Raw genomic sequence first — 21,987 nt, forward strand, 5'->3', positions numbered from 1 at the left:
TGGGTATGTGAGTAACAATTTGTGTGGATGTTTGCAAAACACCCCTACATAAAATGATTACAATTTTATCTCTTTGATTTCTTCTTGGAAAATAACTTTAAAGGAAAGGCTTTTCCAGTGTTTGGGCAGGCGGGGGGTAAAGTGTAATTTTCCGCTCTTTACACGCATACCGGCAAATCCTTCGACGATGCTGAGCCAAGTACCTGCCATTGAGGTGATGTGTAATCCCTCGTGAACTTCTTTATTGTAGTCGTCTAAATCGAGGCGGGCGGTGCGGAGATAGAGTGTATAAGCCTCATCGGTTTTACCTAAGGCAGAAGCTAATACACTGTGTACACAAGGTGATAAAGAGGACTCGTGTACCGTGAAAGGTTCGTAAAACTCGTAGTGCCTTTGGAGTTCTTCTTTGGTAAAATGGTCTTCAAAGAAATAGAAACCTTGCAGCGTGTCGGCTTGCTTGATGTAAGGTGAACGGAGGATTCTATCCCACGACCAATGTTGGTTGAGCGGGCGCTCACCAGCAGGAATAGCACTCACAGGTTTGAGGTCTTTATCCAAAAATCCGTCTTGTTGCAAGTATACTCCATACTTTTCGCTATAAGGGAAATAGATATTTTGGGCTATCTGTAGCCATTGTTGTGTTTCTTCTTTTGTAATACCTTCTTTTTGCAATGTTATTACCTGCTCAGCAGCATAGCGCAGACACCACGAGGCGAGGTAATTCGTATAAAAATTGTTATTTATATTATTTTCGTACTCATTAGGACCCGTTACCCCTAAGATTACATATTTTTGTTTTTCTTCAGAAAAAGAGACTCTCTGTGCCCAAAAACGCGCAATAGCAATAAGCACTTCTATTCCATAGTCTTTGAGGTAGGACTCATCACCGGTATAGCGGGTATAGTTATAGATAGCAAAAGCAATCGCCCCGTTGCGGTGGATTTCTTCAAAGGTGATTTCCCACTCGTTATGGCACTCTTCGCCGTTCATCGTTACCATAGGATAGAGCGCTGCTCCGCCGGTAAAACCGAGTTTTTTGGCATTTTCAATCGCTTTATCCAGCTGGTTGTAGCGGTACATCAGTAGGTTGCGGGCTACTTCAGCGCCTTTGGTAGCCATATAAAAAGGCAAACAATAGGCTTCGGTATCCCAATAGGTACTACCGCCATACTTTTCACCCGTAAAGCCCTTAGGCCCTATATTGAGGTGTGCGTATTTGCCAGAATAGGTTTGGTTGAGTTGGAAGATATTAAAGCGGATACCTTGTTGGGCTTTTTCATCACCTTCAATCACAATATCAGAGGTTTCCCAAATAGCAGCCCAATCTTCTTTTTGTTTTTCTAAAAGACTATCAAAAAGAGCAATAGACTTTGACAAAGTTTTAGACTTTGTCAAAGTTGAGTAATCATTACTTCTACTATATCCTCCGTATTTTTCAATGCGGAAAGTCTGATTTTTCTTAGCTGTTAGCTCATATTGCAACCCTATATAATTCTCTTTCTTATTTTCTCTAGGAGTGATTGACAAGGCTTCATTGTCTATAAACAAATCGTTTTGCATAAAGGTTTGTATCATAAAGCCTGTCTTTTTAGTTTCAGCAAGTATATGAGCCGCATTTTCGGCAGTAGCAATGCTTATGGTATTCCAAAAACGCTCATCCCAATTGGCATCACTGTTTTTAATACCACTGTCTAAGTAACTTTCTATTTCTATAGTAGCCTCGGTAGTGAGGGGGGTGATTTCGTAGCGCAAAGCACCGATTTCATCGTAGCGCAAGGAGAGGAAACGCAAGACTTTCACTTGTATTTCTTGCTGATTGGGGAGCATAGCAGTGAATGAACGCTCATACCAACCTTCTTTCATATTGAGTTGGCGGCGGAAGTTTTTCACTTCAAGACAAGTGTTCAAATCTAATAATTCTCCATTGATTTTGATGTGTAACCCTATCCAACTCGGGGCGTTGAGCACTTTGGCAAAGTACTCGGGATAGCCGTTTTTCCACCAGCCTACTCGGGTTTTATCGGGGTAATAGACACCACCGATATAACTGCCTTGCAGAGTATCGCCCGTATAATCTTCTTCAAAATTAGCACGCATTCCCATAGCCCCATTGCCGAGGCTGAAAATACTTTCGTGTTTGGTAATATCGGCTTTATTAAAGCCCTCGATGATGATGTTCCAAGTGTTCATTTTATTTAGGGGATAGGGGTTAGGGGATAGGGGTTTTGGAGAATTTTTCTCGTTTTTGGAGAATTGAAATTAGTTTCCAAAAATTATTATATATTGATAATCAGTGTTTTTTATATTTTAGCAAAAAGTTTTTGGAGAATTTTTCTCGTTTTTGGAGAATTGAAATCTATTTTTTATAGTTAAACAAAAATAGGTTAGCAATAAATAGGGGTGGTATCTAAAAAGTTTTATTTGTATGGGCGTTTGCAAAACGCCCGTACACAACATACTATAAAAGCATTTGATTATCAGATTTATAGAATTTATAAAGTTTTTGACTTTGACAAATCTTATGACGGGCAAGAAACTTTACCAAAGTTTATTCTCAAGATATAAAAGGTGGTGGTTTTAGTTTTTTTCTTCTTTACTAAGAAATTCCTTCTGTGTGTAAACTCTTCCTGTTTTGCTATTCATATAATAGATAAGATCACTTGCACTAGGGGGTTCTCCTCCTGAAGGATCAGTTTCTGCTTCTCCGCCTTTATATTTTAATCCTATTATATAATAATCGTTTTCAGTAGTAGCATCTCGCGGTTTTCCGTAGCTAATATTAAAACTTAACTCAGCATTTAGAGGGTCGCCTACAAAAAAACCTTTTCCCGTTTTTAAATTGATGACTCCTTGCTTTTCTATGAACTTTAAAACATCAGCAGGTTTTATTTTCCCATAAGTATTTTCTTCATTAACCTGAGTTAATTTGCCGTATTTATCATAATACTCTGACGTACCAATTAGTAAATACTGACCTAAAAGAGTTTTTTTCTCTTTGATATAACCATCAATATAAAACTCTTTTAATATGGTTACAAAAGGAGGTTTTCCTATTATTTCACGAATATATCCTCCAAGGAACTTATCAGAAGCATCTCCTCCTTCATACCAATTCATTGATACAACCATATCTCCGTTAGGCTTTACATATACACCTTCCGAAACTTTTTTCACTTTTTCAAATAGTTCAAAATCAAACTTTTCTCTTACAGTATCTTTGTTTTTTAAGTTTAAGAACGTTTGTAATTCTTTATTTTCTTTTTCCTCTTTTGCAATATTTATTACTGAATCTTCTTTTATTTGTTTTCTATTCTCACAAGAAATCAATAACAAGAAAAATAATATAAACTTTACCATACATCTTTAATATTTATAGTTAAACAAAAATAGGTTACGAATAAATAGTGAGGCGTTTGCAAAACGCCCGTACACAACATACCCAAAAGTAATTGATTATCAGATTTTTAAGACTTTGTCAAAATCCAAGGAGTTTGGAAAAGTGTAGCGACGCAAATGCGATTTCGAGGCTTTTTGGAGAGCCACATTGATTATTTTTTAATTATCCTATTATCATTCCGGCGATGGTGGCTGACATTAGGGAGGCTAACGAACCGCCAAGTACTGCTTTGAGTCCGAATTCTGAAAGGGTTTTGCGTTGGTTAGGAGCTAAAGCGCCTATACCGCCTATCTGGATACCTATAGAGGCAAAATTGGCAAAACCACAGAGCATATAGGTAGCTATCATTATTGATTTGTTGTACATCAAGTGAGGCTGACTCGCCATATCTTTGAGGATACCTAATTGAGTGTAGGCTACAAACTCTGAAGAAGCGAGTTTTACCCCGAGCAATTGCCCCATTAGCATCACATCTTCTTTGGCAATCCCGATGAGCCACATCACGGGGGAGAAAATTGTACCGAGAATCATCTCAAGCGAAAGACCTTCTTTATAAGGCGTATTAGCAGCAATAAGTCCATTGAGATCCCCAGCATAGCCCATCCAGTGGAGAATATAGTTAATCATCGCAATCATCGCAACGAATACGAGGAGCATAGCAGCTACGTTGGCAGCGAGTTTGAGTCCTTCGGTAGTACCATTGGCGATAGCATCGAGTACGTTAGAACCCACGTTTTCCATTGATACGTGAGAATCGTTAGAGAATTGTTCGGTTTGTGGACAGAGGATTTTGGAAACTACAATAGCTCCAGGAGCAGCCATTACTGAGGCGGCTAACAAGTGACGAGCGAAAAGCAAGCGCATTTCGGGGTCATCACCGCCGAGGTATTGTATATAAGCCGCCATTACCCCACCGGCTACGGTAGCCATACCGCCTATCATCACGAGGAGGATTTCGGAGCGGGTCATTTTAGAGAGGTAAGCCTTAATCATCAAAGGGGCTTCGGTTTGACCGAGGAAGATATTACCTGTAACCGAAAGACTTTCGGCTCCTGAAATATTGAGAAGTTTAGAGAGTGCCCACGCCATTCCGCGTACTACTATTTGAATAACTCCTAAGTAGAACAAGAGAGAGGTGAGCGCTGAAAAGAAGATAATAGTAGGTAGTACTTGGAATACAAATATATACCCAAAAGTATTGGTATCAAGCAGGTTACCTAATAAAAACTGGCTACCAGCTTTGGTGAAATCCAATATCAACACGAACACACTACCAGCGAAATCAAAGGCTTTTTGAATGAAGCCTACTTTGAGGATACCTATAGCGAGCAGTAGTTGTATACTTAAGCCAATACCTACAGTGCGCCAATTGATAGCGCGGCGGTTACTGCTAAATAGAAATGCTATAAAGAGAATCACTACCATTCCTAACACCCCACGTCCAAAGCTTTCCATTGTAAATCCTTCACTGGGGATTACTTTCATAATTGTTTCTTCCATCTATTATTGTTTTTAAAAGGTATTATCACGTTTTGAAATTTCGTCTCTCACTTGAGCAGCCATTTCGTAATCTTCGTTTTCCACACATTCACTGAGCATTTTTTTAAGTTCGCTAAGTGAATATTTGGAATATCGATTGCGGGATTCATCGTCGGCGACATCGTCTAACGACGGGCTCACGGGTTGTTTTTTGTTGTCTTCGTTAGGCAAAGGGATGTAGATACCTGCGCGTTCTACAATTTCTTTATAGGTATAGATAGGTGCGTTGAAGCGCAATGCGATAGCAATAGCATCGCTGGTACGGGCATCGATAGTGCGTTCTTTGTTATTTTGCGCACAGAGCATATTAGAATAAAAAATGCCTTCCTCTAATTTGTAAATCACTACGCGTCGCACTTGGATACTGAAAGTATCGGCTAAATTTTTGAAGAGGTCGTGTGTGAGGGGGCGCGGTGGGATGATGTTTCTCTCTAACTCTAAAGCAATAGCTTGCGCCTCGAAGGTGCCTATGACGATAGGCAGCTTCAAATCGGACTCTAATTCGTGCATTATCAGCACAAAAGCGTCGTTTTGAGAATGGTTATATGATATTCTTTTGACAAAGAGGCGTACTAAATCCATTGGTAGGTTAGCGTAAGAACTTTTTAATTGGGGGGTAAAGGTAAGATAAAAAAAGAGAACTACAAAAGTTTTGTTAAAATATTTTTTGAAACAACACGAAAAAGGCTATGCAAAGTATCGCATAGCCTTTGTTTTAGTGTAAATTTGTTTTACATTTGTTTGGTAAGAGTATATTCTTTTACCATTTTAGGTTCTTTACCATCTTCACCTACTTGTACGATATTATCGCCTTTGGTAATATAGAAAGATTTGTGATTATCAGCTTTAGAAACGAGTGTAAAACCTTTATCAGTGCGTTCTACTTTACCTTCTTCTTTAGATTCGAAGTTTTTACTTGCACAGTTTTCTTGTTTTACATAGGTGTCATCGGCATAGAGATGGATAACGGTAGCCATTCCGCCGCAATCGGCAGCAGGAAGAGTACCTACATAAGTAGCTAACAATTGAGGAGTTACCATTTCTTCTACTTTTTCAGCAGTATTCTCCATCATAGTAGCAGTTTCACTTGCTACAGTGTTAGCAGTTTGTGAAGGATTGTTTTGGCAGGAGGCGAGCAAAAGCACAGCAGCTCCTAATGTAAAGATGTGTTTTTTCATAAAAATATAATGTTTAATACGTTACTTATTCAAAAAATGTACCAATGTTATAACAAATTCACTGCCTTTGCCTACTTGAGAGGTAAAAGAAATGCTACCATTGTACGAGAGCACGATATTCTTTACCATTGCTAAGCCTAAGCCACTACCGCTAGTTTTGGTAGTGAATTTGGGTTCAAATATTTTTTCTTTATCGGCATCGGAGATACCTATACCGTTATCTTTTACGGTGAGAGTAATACCTTTCTCACTTTTAGTAAGCGTTACTTCTATTGCGGGGAAAGGTTCATTTTCGGTAGCTTGGAGAGCATTTTTCACGAGATTGGTTACCACGCGCCCTAATTGATCTTTATCGAACACAGCGATAATCTCATCGTGAGAGTGAGTGAAGTGAATTTCATCGGTGTTGAAAATATCCAAAGTACGCTTGACAACAGACACAAAATCAAACTCTTCGTCGTTTTTAGCCGGCATATTCGTAAGAGCTGAGAAAGCCGTAGAGATATTGCTGAGGATATCAATTTGCTGGATGAGTGATTCGCAAAACTCGTTGGTTTGTTCAGTAGTTTGAGGTTCGCGGCTCGCTTTGCGCTGATAACTCTGTACCGAAAGACGCATAGGAGTAAGCGGGTTTTTGATTTCGTGCGCTACTTGTTTTGCCATATCACGCCACGCTTGTTCGCGTTCCGATTGTGCCAAGAGCGCTTTACTATTCTCAATCTCGTCAATCATTCCGTTATAGGCATTTACCAATTCGGTAATTTCAGCAGGTGCTGATTTGAGGAGGATTTTCTCATTCTGCGATAGCAAGCGCGTTTTCTCTAATCGGTTTTCAATGGTTTTAAGCGATTTGGTGATGTACTTAGAGATAAAGTAAGCTACCGTGAGTGCGACCACCAAGAGTGAGAAATAGACAATTGCCAAATTGTAGAGCGAGCCTTCTAAAGCGCGCTCGTTGAAGGTATCGTTCTCAAAATAAGGAATATTGAGAATAGCGATAGGCTTGAACTGCAAATCGGTGATATAACTATAGGAAGTTTGATAGCCGCGCCCTGCAAACTCGTGGTGTTCTACCAAGCGTTTGTTGAGGGTTGCTGAGAGCTGATGTAGTACTGCAGGCGGAATGAAAAACGCATCTTGATCGGGGGATAGAGAGGCTTTAGAGCTTTTGAGCAGCACTCCATCGAGGTCATAGAGGGCAAAATTCAGGTTTTGGATATTGGCAATGCTATAGATATCTTCACGGAAAATAAGGGGAATATAAGGAGTTTCGACAGGGAAAGTGGTTTGCGAAAACACGTACTGTATTTGCATTTTTATTTGGTTTTCCTTGTCGACAAGACGTTCGTCGTGATATTCCAACGCTTGTTTTTTGTATTGGCTGACCATCACTAAGGCTAAGATAGCAAAAGACACCAGCACGAGGAGGGTCATACTGAGGAATATCTGGAAGCGAAGGCTGTTTTTCTTGAACATAACGTTCCCCTATTAGAGATTATTTTAAGCCAACCACGAAAGCAGCAGGATAGGATTTTTTAATCTCTATCAAGTTTTTTTCGGCTTCTAAGCGTGTGCGGAAACTACCGATGCGCACTTTGTAATTAGGAGACTCGAAAGTGAGCAAGGCAGGATATTGTTTGTATTTATTTTTAGCATCGAGTAAGGCTTTGTTTGCCTCGGTGATGTTACCGTTGTAGATTTGCACTTGGAAAGCACTTTCGCTGCGGGCTACTTCTTTTTTGTACTCCATAGCATCGGCGATATTGCTCTCTTGGTTGATAGTTACTTGTGCATAAGTAGCGGCTGTGAGCAATAAAGCAGCGGTGATAAATATATTTTTCATCTTTGTTAAAAAGTTTTACTTATTAATTACCTGAACGGAATTGTCGTTCCAATTCACGATTACACGTTCGTTGTTGATAGCGTCTACCTGCTTGCCGCTGTAATCGGGCTGGATAGGCAGTTGACGGCTAAAGCGTCTATCGATAAGCACTAAGAGTTCTATTTGAGAGGGGCGACCAAAGCTTTGTACGGCACTGAGTGCTGCACGGATACTTCTGCCGGTATAGAGCACATCGTCGATGAATACCACACGTTTGTTTTCCACGATGAAATCGATAGCGGTAGAGTTAGCCTCTAAGGGTTTGCCCGTACGGCGAAAATCGTCGCGGAAGAAAGTGATATCCAAGAGCCCCAATGGAATATTGGGTAGGTTATATTCCTCGGCGAGCAGACTCACCAAGCGCTGGGCTAAGTGAGTGCCGCGGGGTTGTATACCGATGAAAACTGTATCGGAAAAATTGTTGTGGTTTTCAATCAGTTCACAAGCAAGGCGATGGAGCATCACTTGGAGTTCCTTATCATTGATAATTTGCTTAGTATAAGTGTTATCGATAGTCATTATACATGTTTAAAAGGTAAGGGTGTTTAAATTCTTTTGAGCATCGGCATTGCCTTCGGCGGCAGCTTTTTGGAAAAAGACTTTGGCATTGTTTCTATCACCCAACATATAATAACAAGAGGCGCGATAGTTATTCAACACAGGATCTATAGCGATGCCGAGTTGTTCCATTTGGGCAATATCGTTGATAGCGCGTTGATACTGCTGGGTGTTGTAGTAGCTAATAGCGCGGTATTTAAGTCCGTCGATATGAGCGGGTACTTTTTCCAAGAATTTAGTAAATACAGGGATAGCCTCGGCATATCGTTGTTGCAAATAAAGCTGCATTGCCTCGCTGTAGAGGGGAGCAAATTGTTCTACTTGCATACGCGAAATAATTTTGTTGCGATTGTTGATGATTTCCTGATTGGTAGGCAAATACACAAAAGCAGTATCTAACACGGCGCGTGCTTCGGGAATTTGGTTATTTTTCTCCAATAGGTATGCCAAAGAGTTCCAAGCTTGTACTTCACCGCGATTGGCCAAGCGAGCATCTCTATCAACATCGACGTGGAAGATGCTTTTCAAACGTTTTTTCCACTTAGGTTCTTCTTTTTGTATGCTATCTTTTTCTAAACTCAAAAACTGTTTGAGCAATTTGATAGATTCTTGTTCTTTCCCCAGATTGTTGAGTGCAAAAGTTTCTAAGTTCAAACTACCGTAGAAATTAGGTTTGATCATTCGGGCTTTGTGAGCGTATTTGTAGATACTATCTAATTTCTTTTCGGGTTCCATAAAATAGGATACTGCCATAAAATACTCAGGGCGAGCATCGTAAGGATGATAGTGAATAGAAGAAAGGATTTTGCGAGCTTCATCAAATTTCTTTTCATCGATGAGGTAGCGCGCTTTTTCCACATCTACAGGTTCGGCAACAGCGGTGAGGTTAGGGATACGAGGATAGTTACGTATAAGGTAATCGGCAGGAGATTTAGGAGAGCGTACCCCTTGTTGTTCTTCTTTTACCATACGTTGGATTTTAGAGGAATCGAAGTACATTCTTTCTACAATTACCCCTAATACCATTGCCACTACAGCTATAGCACCTATAAAGCCAATAGCAAGTGTAGGGAGTTTGCGTTCTTTGCTGTTTTTCCCAAAGTACAATACAGCCAAACCTACTGCTATCCCTACGTAGATACCAAAGAGTGCTTGAATTTCGGGGCGATCCTGAGGGAAGTTAAAGAAGGCATCGAACGAATAGGCAAAAAGCCCGAAGAGTGGCAAGAAAAACCACTGTTCCTGTTCAGAATTTTTATTTTTATAAGTACCTTTGATAAAGTAAAAAGCCGCTAAGAGGAAGATAGCCACAAATGCCAAGCCTCCAAAGATACCCACTTCGGCGGTAAGCTCTAAGAAGTCGTTGTGGTTTTTATACATATAGATATAGTGCGGGCTATAAGAGTTTTCGTACTGCAAGAAGCGCACTTTCCAGTTACCGATGCCCACACCAAGTAATGGGTCGTTAGGAATCATATCGGTAGCAGTGATTACCCAAGCGGTTTTACGCAAGTTGTTACTTTGGTTTTCTTGGTTCGCCACCTCAGCCAAACGCGCACCGAAACTAGTGCTTTGTCGCACTTCTTGAGGGTATAAATAATTCTGTACAAATGAGAAAATACCGAAAGCAATAACTACCAATCCTACGTGTATCAGTACTTTTACTCCTGTTTCACGACGTTTGAGGATGAAAAAATCGATTGCACCATAGATCACAAAAATCACCACAGTGAGGATTGTAGCCAAATAAAAGGTACGGGTACTCATAAAGAAGACCGCCAAAGTACCTAAAGTAAGTCCGACAGCTCCAATGAGACGCAAATAGTTTTCTCGGCGGAAGTAGAACAGCCATACTGCAAAAGGTATTTTGATGAATATAGCCGAAGCTAAGATGTTTTTATTAGAATATGAACCTTTGATAGCCAAATCGGTAGCAGTGCCTTTGATGACCCCTTTAATACCGTCCATCGCCACTAAGAAGTCGTAGCAAAGCAGAATCGTCATTGCTAAGGCTAAGACAACAATTCCTTCTTTATAGTAAATTACCAAAGCAGAGACCATCCACGCAGCAGAGAAAGCGGTGAATATTTTGAAGAAGTGGAGGATAGCTTCTTCAGTATTGATAGCCTTGGAAAAAGAGAGCAATGCCATTACCATTATGAGGCTATAGGCAATCCCTATTTTATTGGTAAAGAAGCCAAAGAGCACCTGAGTGCGTTCTCTAAATTCTTTGATAAAAAACACGAGAGCAACCACTACTAAGTTGAGGATTGCAAAGGTGTAGAATTTAGTAGCGTTAGAGTCGAACGCCATCCAGTTAGGGGTGATTACCGTTACATAGCCATAGGCGATGAGCAAGAAGGTTGCTAACCATTTGATAGGGGTGTTTTGGGGTTGTGCTGCAACGGCAGCAGTAGAGGTTTTCTTGTTATTGGGTTTCATATTTCAATTAACAATTAACGATTTATAATTAACAATTGTGATATTTCTTATATTAAGTTTGTTTTTAGAGGGGCTGTCCTAAAAGTTTTTCTTGAGGGGGCGTTTGCAGCACATACCCAGCTATCGCTGGCTTTCCTACATAACACACTCTAAAAGTTGTTGATTATCAGTATTGTAGACTTTGTCAAAGTTTTGGGACTTTGACAAAGTTTATGATGCAAAAGCGATTTTTAGACTTTTCGGACAGCCCCCTACTTTTAGGTTACTTGAATCATCTCGTAGGCTAAACCAGTGCTTTTTACGACTGCTTCAGTGCGTTGTGAGTGGGTATCGGTGATGAACAACTGTCCGAAATGTTTTTGAGTTACTAATTGTACTAATTGGGTTACGCGAGTGTCATCGAGTTTATCAAAAATATCATCTAAAAGCACTATGGGGGTAATCCCTAATTCTTGTTGTAAAACTTCAAATTGCGATAGCTTTAGGGCTATCAAAAACGACTTCTGTTGCCCTTGGCTACCGTATTTTTTCATTGGGAAACCTTCAATTTCAAAGAGCAAATCGTCTTTATGAATACCGGTTGTGGTGTATTGTGCACTGCGATCACGCTGAGTATTTTCGCGAAGTAGCGTTGCTAAATCGCTTTGGTGTAACTGACTTTCATACTGCAAATTCACACGTTCTTTTCCTCCTGATATATAGGCGTATTGCTCACTAAAAACAGGTAAAAACTCTTCCATAAAGGCTCGTCGTTTTTCGTAGAGGTGCTGCCCTAAGGGGGCTAATTGCTCATCATAAATACTGAGAGTTTCTACAGAAAATACTCCATTTTCAGCCATTTGCTTTAGCAGGGTATTGCGTTGCAAGAGGGTGCGGTTGTAACGCAAAAGCAGTTCTAAGTAAGCTCTATCGGTTTGCGAGATGACACTATCTAAAAACTTACGGCGGGTTTCACTACCTTCTATTATCAAGTCGCGATCGGAGGGGGAGATGATCACCATAGGGTATTTACCTATATGGTCGGCAAGGCGTTCGTAAGCTTTACCGTTGTGTTTCATCACTTTTTTTTGACCTTTTTTGAGGCTACAAACGATTTGTTCTTCGCGGGTTTCGTTTTGGAACTGCCCCTCAATGAGGTAGAACTCCTCACCGTGACGTACGTTCTGCACGGCACTTGTAGTGAAGTAGCTCTTTGCCATTCCTAAGTGATAAATAGCATCGAGGAGATTGGTTTTTCCTACGCCGTTATCGCCTACAAAACAGTTGATAGTAGGGCTAAAGACATACGTTTGTGAGGGTATGTTCTTGTAGTTTACGACGGATATTTGTTTTAAAAACATCATTTGTTAGTGCAAAGGTACGAATAATTTATGAATTACCAAATTTGTATCTCTCTTACTTGTTTTTCTTAATTCTTAGCTCCTTTTTAATATCCCAAAGTGTTATACAATAAAAAAGAGACGAATAGTATTCGTCTCTTTTTTATAGATTTACCAAATATTATTTCCGTTTAAAGATAGCGTATGAATCACTAAAATAAACAACGCGAAGGCGAGAACCACCATTCTCTAAAACACAAGTGTAATAATGACTTGTATCACCTTTCTTTCTTATTTTATCTTTTTCACCTACCTCAGTAACATAATTGTAATCATCTATTTGAGAGTTACAATCATCTCCATTTTTCCAGTGTTTATAGTAAGTAAAACGGTCATCTGTAATAAGGAGTCTTGTTTGACCAGTGCAATTGTCAATAGGAATATCAACTCCTCCTGTTACTATTTTTACGGCTTGCCACTCACCGATGATTGAATTGCCTGTTTTATCATCGTCTTTACAAGCAAAGAGCATAAAGGCGGATAATATAAATAAAATGTTTTTCATTGTATTATTAGTTTTTAATTATTTGGTGGCAAATATACAAAACAATTTGTGATTAGCAATTAATAGCTAACAAAAAACTTTGCCAAAGGTGCGAGCCACACGGGCTATTACCTTTGGCAAAGTGTATTTTTATAAGATTGTTATAGAAGAATTTTTATTCTTCTTCTGAAATAATATTGATATATGGTTTGAAACCTTCTGCTTTTTTATACACCTCTGCTCTTCCTTTAGGTACATAAATATGTCCTTTTACAATAGGTTCATAATCTTGCTTTACATAATTAATTTTTGAGCCAAAAATAATTGATATTCTTGGAGGAGTTTGTCCTTTAAAAGTTACACTACTTAACTTTTCACAAGAATCAAAAGCTGCACCTGCAACATTCAGTACGTTCTTAGGAATAGTAACTGAAGCAATTACTTTATTAGATTCAAAAGTTCTCCTTCCAATGGCTTGTAAGCTTTCTGGAAAGTTGAGAACAGGAATTTGGCACTCAGAAAACGCTTCATCATCAATGGTAATAAGTCCCTCTGAAAACTGAACAGAAGTAAGTGGAGTTTCAGCAAAAGCACCTGCACCAATCACTTGTACTCCTTTAGGAATAACAATACTTCTAAGTTTAGTTTTATAGAAAGCTATGTTATCAATACCTGTCAGTCCCTCAGGTAGAGTAATACTTCCTAAGGTTTTGTGTTGAGAAAAAGCCTGAAGACCAATGGTTTTTACATTTCTAAGTACCGCATCTGCTTGCATATTGAGCACTGCTGTGTTCTCGTTTTTCCATTTTACTAAGGTGAGTCCATCAGCACTCAATTCATAATCAGAAGCAGGAATAGTAACTACATTTTCATCATTACCTTTGTCCTTTTTACAAGCAAAGAGGATAAAAGCGGATAATATAAATAAAATGTTTCTCATTGTATTATTAGTTTTTAATTATTCGTGGCAAATATACAAAACAATTTGTGATTAGCAATTAATAGCCAATAAAAAACTTTACCAAAGGTGCGAGCCACACGGGCTATTACCTTTGGCAAAGTATATTTTCTAATTGAGGTTTAGATGTTTTTAGTAAGTGTATTCAGTGGTTTGGACAAGTGCTTCACCAGCAGTTTTATCTTCAGGTACTGAATAAACTTTGATTTGGATAGGATAATCACCATCATACTGAATATCGTAACGATATACGGCTTTAGTAACTTTTGAATTAGCAAGTTCAGTAGTTATTACTGTTTTTTTTGTGATATTGTTAGGAGTAAGGGTTACGAAATGATCGGGAGTAGCTTGTACTCTAAAGCTAACGTACTCAGGGTTAATTTTAGTATCATACTCATAAGTTGTCTCGTAGTTATGAGTAGCCGTTCTGTACTCATCTTTTACTACATTGCCATTAGCACCTAATGTATAGACGTGCCATTCGTTTATATCATCTCCTTTTTTAGCTTTATCTACTGAATAAGAAGTTTTAGTAACTCTCACCATATTAGTAGTAGGATACTCAAAAGTAGTAGTAATATAATCCCCATCACCATTACTAGCAGGTTTTTCTACTTTTTTGCTCAATTTACCATTGGCATACTCGTAATTTTTAATTATATAAGGAAGTGTAACAAAAACCCTTTCCTCTTTTTCTAACTTTCCATTAGCATTGTAAGAAAAGTTACTAAGATACCAAACACTTGGCTCATCAGTAGGGTCTACTTTAGAAATCAAGCGGTTGTTACTGTCATAAGTAAATTCGTGGGTTTTTACTTTTCCTTTAGTAGAAGAACCTTGATAAGTAGTAATTGTTTCTTTTTTAGGATGAGTAGCATCTTGCATTTCATAAGTATGCACAACACGTTCTGTTCCTACAATTTGTGTGATTTTTGTAGGGAATTTTCCACTAATGTGGTCATCTTCCTTGTCATCACTTTTGCTGCAAGCTACAATAGCTGCTGTTGCCATTAAGGCCAAAATTGTCTTTCTCATTGTATTATTAGTTTTTAATTGATGGGGGCAAATATACAAAACAATTTGTGATTAGCAATTTTTTTAACATTTTAATTCAGGAAAATCTCGGAAAATCTCAGAAAATCTAAGAGAATCTTGGAGAGACTCAGAGAGCATCAGAAAGAAAAATCTTTATTTATAAAGGTTGTCATCAACTTTGGCAAAGGAGCAAGTCGCTAATTCTCTAATTTGCTAATTCTCTAATTTGCTAATTCTCTAATTTGCTAATTCCTGCAATTTCTTTAGTTCATCGCGGTATTGGGCAGCTTTTACGAAATCGAGATCTTTGGCAGCGGTTTCCATCAATTTGCGGGTCTCCTTGATTTTCTTCTCCAACTCCTTAGCCGATAAATATACCGATTGAGTTTCCGCAGCTATGTGTTCCTTAAACGAAGGATCGTAGTGAAATTCGGTTATAGGGCTCTTGCTGAGGCTGTTCTCTATTTTCTTGTGCAAAGGCTGAGGCGTGATGTTGTGCGCTTTGTTGTAGTTCATCTGTTTTTCACGGCGGTAATTGGTATCATCAATAGTGCGCTGCATACTCTCAGTAATCTTATCGGCGTACATTATCGCCTTGCCATTTACGTTGCGGGCAGCCCGTCCTACGGTTTGAGTGAGCGAACGCGTAGAACGCAAAAAGCCTTCTTTGTCGGCATCGAGGATAGCGACAAGCGATACTTCGGGCAGGTCTAAGCCCTCACGGAGGAGGTTTACCCCTATGAGCACATCAAAGAGTCCTTTGCGGAGGTCTTGCATAATCTCCACACGCTCTAATGTATCTACATCGCTGTGAATGTAACGACACCTAATACCAATGCGAGTGAGGTATTTGGTAAGCTCTTCCGCCATTCGCTTGGTGAGGGTGGTTACCAATATACGCTCGTCTTTTTCGGTGCGCAGTTGTATTTCTTCTACCAAATCATCTATCTGATTTTGACTGGGGCGCACTTCTATTTCGGGGTCGAGCAATCCTGTGGGGCGAATCACCTGCTCTACGTACACGCCTTGCGTTTGTTGGAGCTCATAGTCGGCAGGGGTGGCACTCACGTAAATCACTTGGTTTTGCAGCGCTTCAAACTCTTCGAACTTCAGCGGACGGTTGTCCATAGCAGCGGGCAAGCGGAATCCGTATTCCACCAAATTTTCCTTGCGACTGCGGTCGCCACCATACATCGCGTGCACTTGTGAGACAGTTACGTGACTCTCGTCGATCACCATCAAGAAATCTTTAGGGAAGTAATCAATCAAGCAAAACGGACGAGTGCCTGGTTCTCTACCGTCTAAATAGCGGGAGTAGTTTTCAATACCCGAACAATAACCCAATTCGCGTATCATCTCAAGGTCGAACTCGGTGCGTTCTTTCAGCCGTTTGGCCTCTAAGGGTTTGCCCGATGCCTCAAAGAACTCTACCTGTTTCACCAAATCTTGTTGAATGTTCCATATTGCTTTTTGGAGAATATCGGGGGAGGTAACGAACATATTAGCGGGGTAGATATTGAGGCTCTCGTAGTGGTCTAACACGTGATTAGTAGTAGGGTCAAACTGTTCTATTTCTTCAATTTCATCGCCAAAGAAGTGAATGCGGAAAGCGTTGTCGTCATAACCTGGGAAGACATCAAGCACATCGCCTTTGATGCGGAAATTGCCGTGCCTAAATTCGGCGGTCGTGCGGGCATAGAGACTTTGTACCAATCGATGCATCAGCTTGGTACGAGGGAGTACATCACCCTGTTTGAGAGTAATCACGTTCTTTTGGAATTCCACAGGGTTACCGATACCATACAAACACGACACCGATGCCACAACCAATACATCGCGTCTGCCCGACAAGAGAGCAGAAGTTGTACTAAGGCGCAGTTTTTCAATTTCATCGTTGATAGAGAGGTCTTTTTCGATATAAGTACCCGTAGAGGGGATATAGGCTTCTGGCTGATAGTAGTCGTAGTAAGAGACGAAGTATTCCACCGCGTTATTGGGGAAGAAAGCCTTAAATTCAGAATACAACTGGGCAGCCAGCGTTTTGTTATGAGCCAACACAAGAGTAGGGCGCTGGATGCGTTCCACCACGTTGGCAATAGTAAAAGTTTTTCCAGAGCCTGTAACGCCTAATAACACTTGGTACTTATCGTCGCGTTCAATACCTTTTACTAACTGGTCGATAGCCTGAGGTTGGTCGCCCGTAGGGGCAAAATCGGAAACTATATTGAATTTCATTATTTTAGATGTTATAAAGTAGGTTTAAAAGGGGGTACAAAAGTACTATTTTTTACTGAGATTGCCAAAAGAAGGAAAGTGAGTACTATATAGGCACACAAGCTATGAGCTCGCAGTTTGAGACCTTACTTGAAAACAAACTTTGTTTGATGCGGTACTTTATAGCATTCGTACCTACTGCAATGGGTACTAATAAATTCTATAATGCGTTCTATTTCATCATTGACATTCTCTTTGAAAAACGCAGTGTCAATCTCTATAAAATGTTTATCAAGAGGCGTTGATGAAAATTTATTAAACTTAACCGTAGCTTTATTTTTCAAAACTATCATCATACTACTGTATTTTTCAGAAGGCTTTCGCATCATAACTCTCCTTCCAAAATTAATATGAGCAATCTCTTCCCACTTCACCTTTCCCTGAATATATTCATTAAAAAGAATACCTTCATCAGTGAAGATCATTTTGGGATTTTTTAATCGAAGAAAAAAGAACTCTCCTTTTAACGCCTTAAAAAATATAAACGCTATGAAAAACATTAGTAAGCCTATTGCTATATTTTTTCTTTCAAAAAAATATTCTGACCTATAGGACGTAATAATATAGAAAATCAAAGGCATTACTGAAAGTAACAAAAATACGATTGTATGAAAAATACTTTGCTTTTTACTCAAATATATTGTAAGTGTTCCCATCGTTCATTAATTTATCTAACCCGTCGCGATAAGACGGCTCGTTTTGAAGTACAAAAATAGCACTTTTTATCAATATATCCAAAACTTGTAATCCATTAAAAATCAGCTTTAAAAATCCTCTTCCGAAAAAAAGATACCAAAAAATTGCTGCTATCTCAAAAATTATTCCTAATATTGACGGCTCAAATCAGTTACGAATGACGAATGACGAATGACGAATGACGAATGACGAATGACGAATGACGAGTTACGAATGACGAATGACGAATGACGAATGACGAGTTACGAATGACGAATGACGAAATATACCTTAACAAGTTACGAATGACGAATTACGAATGACGAAATATACACTACATAAAAACTTATATGGGCGCAAGGCTTTGTACTTTTGCGCACTCCTGATCATCTGTTACTTATTACCTGCTACTTATCACCTATTGCCTGCCCAAACACTTCAAGAGATTTGGACTAAGGGCACTTTCTACCCTGAGCGTATGTTCAACCTCAAAGCGTTGCAACACTCCCCTCAATACACTGTGTTAGAGTACAATCGTGAAAAACGTGCTCAAGAAATCAACCTCTACGATTTTGCGACTCTCACCAAAGTACAAACCCTGTTTCAGGCTAACGATAGAGTGAGTAGAATTGAAGGTTATGAATTTTCAGCCGATGAGAAAAAACTCCTTATCGCCACTCGCAAAGAGGACATCTACCGCCATTCGTTTATAGCCGATTATTTTCTGTACGACCTCGCCACTGGCGACCTTAAAAAAGTGAGTGACAAGCGCATACAAGTCCCTACTTTTTCACCTAACGGCAAACAATTGGCTTTTGTATACGAAAACAACTTGTATTTATACGACCTCGCTACTGGCGAAGAAACCCAAATCACTACCGACGGACAAAAGAATGCTATTATCAACGGCACTGCCGATTGGGTGTATGAAGAAGAGTTCGGGATTGTGAAACTCTTTGCTTGGAATGCCGATGGCAGTCAGTTAGCATTTATACGTTCGGATGAGCGCAAAGTACCCGAATTTTCAATGGATATCTACGGTTACGACCTCTACCCTACCCCTTATACTTTCAAATATCCGAAAGCAGGGGAAGCCAATTCGGCGGTGAGTTTGCATATCTATACTGTGGCTGATAAATCGGTGGCTGAAATACCGCTCAACGCTTATTATATCCCACGTTTGCAATGGACAAACGACCCTCATAAACTCACAGTGCAGACCCTCAACCGCCACCAAAACGATTGGCAACTTTTACAAGTGAATAGCCAGACGAAGGCAACGACTTCCTTAGTGAAGGAAACCAGCGCGACTTATGTAAGCATTAACAAGGATATACTATTTTTACCCGATAATAGTTTTATTTACCAATCGGACAAAGACGGGCATAACCATTTTTACTATTGTAATGCCAAAGGAAAATTAGTGCGCCAGCTCACTCGTGGCAACTGGGAAGTAACTGATTTTTATGGCTACGACCCTAAAACACAGCAATTGTTCTACCAATCTACCCAAATAGGCTCTACCCGCCGAGGACTCTATGCTGTGAGCCTCAAAGGCAAAGCCCCTCGCGCACTTTCTACTGAGGCAGGCACGAACAAAGGCACCTTTAGTGGGGATTTCACTATGTATATCCACGCTTTTGCCAATGCCTCTACACCTCCACGTTATACGCTGAACGACACCAAAAGCGGCAAGCAACTCAAAGAAATCGTTACCAATGCCGAATACGCCCAGCGATTGAAAACCTATAATTTGCCCGAAAAAGAGTTTATGGAACTGAAAACTGCCAAAGGTACTTTCAACGCTTATATGCTCAAACCTAAGGATTTCGACCCTAAAAAGCAATACCCCCTCTTGATGTACCAATACTCAGGACCAGGCTCACAAGAAGTAGCCGACCAATGGTGGGATATGAACGACTTTTGGCACGCATCGCTCACCCAAAAAGGCTATATAGTGCTATGTGTAGACGGTCGTGGCACTGGCTATAAAGGAGCAGATTTTAAGAAATGTACCTATCAGCAACTGGGTAAATACGAAGTTGAAGACCAAGCTGATGTCGCCCAGCTGGTAGGCGATTATCCTTATATCGACAAGAGCAGAATAGGAATATGGGGTTGGAGTTTTGGTGGATTTATGTCGTCTAACTGTCTGTTTCAAAAAGGCGATATATTCAAAATGGCAATAGCAGTAGCCCCTGTTACCAATTGGCGTTTTTACGACACTATTTACACCGAGCGCTTTATGCGTACCCCCCAAGAGAATGCCAAGGGTTACGACGAAAATTCACCGTTGTTTCACGCTGCCAAACTCAAAGGAAAATACCTGCTCATTCACGGTAGTGCCGACGACAATGTACACGTACAGAACGCAATGGTGTTGATAGAAACTTTAGTGAGTTTGCAAAAAGATTTCGATTGGCTCATCTATCCTGATAAGAACCACGGTATTTACGACAACACCGGCAGCACACGCTTTCAGTTATACACAAAAATGACGAATTTTATTGAACAAAACTTATAAACAAAGCCCCCGTTCCCCCGAAGGGGGACAATCTGTAAAAGAAAAACTTTATTGGATTAAAAATTAATTTATAAACAAACCTTAATTTATTAATAAATGGATACAAACGTAGAAAATGAGAAGAAAAAGCACCCTAAGGGGCTTTATTTGGTGTTCCTAACAGGGATGTGGGAGCGTTTCAGTTACTATGGAATGCGCGGTATTTTGATGTTATACCTCACCAAAACGTGGCTTGAAGGCGGTTTGGCTTTCGATCCTTCCACCGCAAGTTTGATTTATGGTTTTGCGACCGGTCTTACCTATTTCACCCCACTGATTGGCGGATGGATAGCCGATAACTTCTTAGGACAACGCAAATCGGTGTTGTTAGGAGGATTTATAATGTTCTTGGGTGAGGCAGCTCTCTTCGCTTGGACGAGCCACGCAGGACTTTATTTAGGGCTCTTCCTGCTCATCATTGGTAATGGGTTCTTTAAACCAAACATTTCAGCCTTAGTAGGAGGACTCTATGAATCGGGTGATAAACGCCTTGACTCAGCTTTCTCTATTTTCTATATGGGTATCAACTTAGGGGCTTTCTTGGCACCTCTTATCACCGGATTCCTCACCGATAATATCTTTGCCAAAACCGCTATTGATGCCAATACAGGTGAAGTGGCAATGTCGTTCGGTTACAAATTCGGCTTTGGAGCAGCGGCTATAGGGATGCTCATCGGTGAATTGATATTTATTTTCTTTGCACAGAAATATTTAGGAGACCTCGGTTTGAAAGCCAAAGGCTCAACCAAAAAAGCAGTAGAACTTTCAGAAGCTGAAGCACATAAACCACTTACTAAAGAAGAAAAAGAACGCATTGCGGTAATCTTTATCTACTTCTTCTTTGCGATATTCTTCTTTGCAGGCTTTGAACAAGCAGGTTCATCACTCACCCTCTACACCGATAGTTATATCAACCGTGTGGTAGGTAGTTTTGAAATTCCTACCGCTTGGTTCCAATCAGTAAACCCATTGTTTATCGTGTTGTTAGCTCCAGTGTTTGCAACATTCTGGGGTACTAAAATGGGACAACGCCTCACTACACCTTTCAAAATGGGATTAGGGATGATCCTTCTTGGGGTAGGGTTCTTCTTTATGCTTGGCGCTGTGTACGAACGCGGTGGCGCTATAGGGGTAGACCCTAAAGATGTTGCTGTAAAAGCGAGCTTGGCGTGGTTGATACTCACTTACCTCACCCATACCATCGGTGAGTTGTGCTTATCGCCAGTAGGACTTTCCACCGTTACTAAACTTTCACCTCCACGCTTAGCAGGACTTATGATGGGAGTTTGGATGATGGCAGCCTTCTTTGCCAACTCCATAGGAGGGGTAATTGCTTCTTATGTAGAAAAACTCGGTGCGAGTGTAGTATTTGCTGCTGTATCAGGATTTGTAATCCTCTGCGGTTTAGGAATGATACTCCTCAACAAGAAACTTCAAGCGATGATGCACGGAGTAAAATAGTAATTAACAGTTAAAAATTAAAAAATCCCCTTGCGGTTGCTACTGCAAGGGGATTTTTTTGAATTATCTTTTAAAATTTACTACTGGTGCAATTGATTTCTATAGATTAAATTCTCCCACAGATTTCACCACAAAAGCAACTGAAAAATAGTTTTTTATCAC

General features: G+C 40.0%; 17 protein-coding genes. 2 read left to right on the top strand and 15 right to left on the bottom strand.

Features of this window, described 5'->3' with window-relative positions:
• Window positions 1-57: 57 nt before the first annotated feature.
• The 15 genes from JMN12_RS02665 to JMN12_RS02735 form a co-directional block, all read right to left on the bottom strand.
• A complete protein-coding gene (locus JMN12_RS02665) occupies window positions 58-2,190 on the bottom strand; it encodes a family 65 glycosyl hydrolase domain-containing protein (protein ID WP_203136855.1) in 2,133 nt (710 codons plus the stop codon).
• A gap of 387 nt (window positions 2,191-2,577) precedes the next feature.
• A complete protein-coding gene (locus JMN12_RS02670) occupies window positions 2,578-3,357 on the bottom strand; it encodes a hypothetical protein (RefSeq protein WP_203136857.1) in 780 nt (259 codons plus the stop codon).
• A 202-nt stretch (window positions 3,358-3,559) separates the two neighbouring features.
• Window positions 3,560-4,897, bottom strand: coding sequence for a NupC/NupG family nucleoside CNT transporter (locus tag JMN12_RS02675; RefSeq protein WP_203136875.1), 1,338 nt, complete (start codon window positions 4,895-4,897; stop codon window positions 3,560-3,562).
• 12 nt (window positions 4,898-4,909) lie between these two features.
• Window positions 4,910-5,518: a bifunctional nuclease family protein gene (locus tag JMN12_RS02680; RefSeq protein WP_088592998.1), complete on the bottom strand. Its 609-nt coding sequence runs from the start codon at window positions 5,516-5,518 to the stop codon at window positions 4,910-4,912.
• 149 nt (window positions 5,519-5,667) lie between these two features.
• Complete coding sequence (locus JMN12_RS02685; protein ID WP_088592999.1) at window positions 5,668-6,114, bottom strand: copper resistance protein NlpE N-terminal domain-containing protein; 447 nt, start codon at window positions 6,112-6,114, stop codon at window positions 5,668-5,670.
• 21 nt (window positions 6,115-6,135) lie between these two features.
• Window positions 6,136-7,590 carry a sensor histidine kinase gene (locus JMN12_RS02690; protein ID WP_203136877.1) on the bottom strand — a complete coding sequence of 485 codons (1,455 nt, stop codon included), beginning with the start codon at window positions 7,588-7,590 and terminating at the stop codon, window positions 6,136-6,138.
• Between the two features lie 19 nt (window positions 7,591-7,609).
• Entirely contained in the window at window positions 7,610-7,957 is a 348-nt protein-coding gene (locus JMN12_RS02695) for an SPOR domain-containing protein (RefSeq protein ID WP_009412727.1), read from the bottom strand.
• A 15-nt stretch (window positions 7,958-7,972) separates the two neighbouring features.
• Window positions 7,973-8,515, bottom strand: coding sequence for a bifunctional pyr operon transcriptional regulator/uracil phosphoribosyltransferase PyrR (pyrR, locus tag JMN12_RS02700; RefSeq protein WP_203136879.1), 543 nt, complete (start codon window positions 8,513-8,515; stop codon window positions 7,973-7,975).
• Window positions 8,516-8,524: 9 nt separating this feature from the next.
• Window positions 8,525-10,996: an O-antigen ligase family protein gene (locus JMN12_RS02705; RefSeq protein WP_009412729.1), complete on the bottom strand. Its 2,472-nt coding sequence runs from the start codon at window positions 10,994-10,996 to the stop codon at window positions 8,525-8,527.
• Between the two features lie 257 nt (window positions 10,997-11,253).
• Window positions 11,254-12,336 carry a DNA replication/repair protein RecF gene (gene recF / locus JMN12_RS02710; RefSeq protein WP_203082350.1) on the bottom strand — a complete coding sequence of 361 codons (1,083 nt, stop codon included), beginning with the start codon at window positions 12,334-12,336 and terminating at the stop codon, window positions 11,254-11,256.
• A 160-nt stretch (window positions 12,337-12,496) separates the two neighbouring features.
• Window positions 12,497-12,880 (bottom strand): lipocalin family protein, encoded by a 384-nt coding sequence (locus JMN12_RS02715; protein ID WP_009412731.1) that lies wholly within the window; start codon window positions 12,878-12,880, stop codon window positions 12,497-12,499.
• A gap of 154 nt (window positions 12,881-13,034) precedes the next feature.
• Window positions 13,035-13,799, bottom strand: coding sequence for a leucine-rich repeat domain-containing protein (locus tag JMN12_RS02720; protein WP_009412732.1), 765 nt, complete (start codon window positions 13,797-13,799; stop codon window positions 13,035-13,037).
• Between the two features lie 150 nt (window positions 13,800-13,949).
• Complete coding sequence (locus JMN12_RS02725; protein ID WP_203082349.1) at window positions 13,950-14,852, bottom strand: peptidoglycan-binding LysM; 903 nt, start codon at window positions 14,850-14,852, stop codon at window positions 13,950-13,952.
• Window positions 14,853-15,089: 237 nt separating this feature from the next.
• Window positions 15,090-17,087 carry an excinuclease ABC subunit UvrB gene (uvrB, locus tag JMN12_RS02730; RefSeq protein ID WP_203136881.1) on the bottom strand — a complete coding sequence of 666 codons (1,998 nt, stop codon included), beginning with the start codon at window positions 17,085-17,087 and terminating at the stop codon, window positions 15,090-15,092.
• Window positions 17,088-17,212: 125 nt separating this feature from the next.
• Window positions 17,213-17,782 (bottom strand): hypothetical protein, encoded by a 570-nt coding sequence (locus JMN12_RS02735; protein WP_203136884.1) that lies wholly within the window; start codon window positions 17,780-17,782, stop codon window positions 17,213-17,215.
• A gap of 338 nt (window positions 17,783-18,120) precedes the next feature.
• Here JMN12_RS02735 and JMN12_RS02740 point away from each other — a divergent pair, with 338 nt between their 5' ends.
• Both JMN12_RS02740 and JMN12_RS02745 read left to right on the top strand, forming a co-directional pair.
• Window positions 18,121-20,325, top strand: a complete 2,205-nt coding sequence (locus tag JMN12_RS02740) for a S9 family peptidase (protein ID WP_203136886.1) — start codon at window positions 18,121-18,123, stop codon at window positions 20,323-20,325.
• Between the two features lie 96 nt (window positions 20,326-20,421).
• Window positions 20,422-21,825 carry a peptide MFS transporter gene (locus tag JMN12_RS02745; RefSeq protein WP_088593010.1) on the top strand — a complete coding sequence of 468 codons (1,404 nt, stop codon included), beginning with the start codon at window positions 20,422-20,424 and terminating at the stop codon, window positions 21,823-21,825.
• Window positions 21,826-21,987: the final 162 nt, after the last annotated feature.

It is taken from the genome of Capnocytophaga genosp. AHN8471, assembly GCF_016806945.1.
Classification (GTDB): domain Bacteria; phylum Bacteroidota; class Bacteroidia; order Flavobacteriales; family Flavobacteriaceae; genus Capnocytophaga; species Capnocytophaga periodontitidis.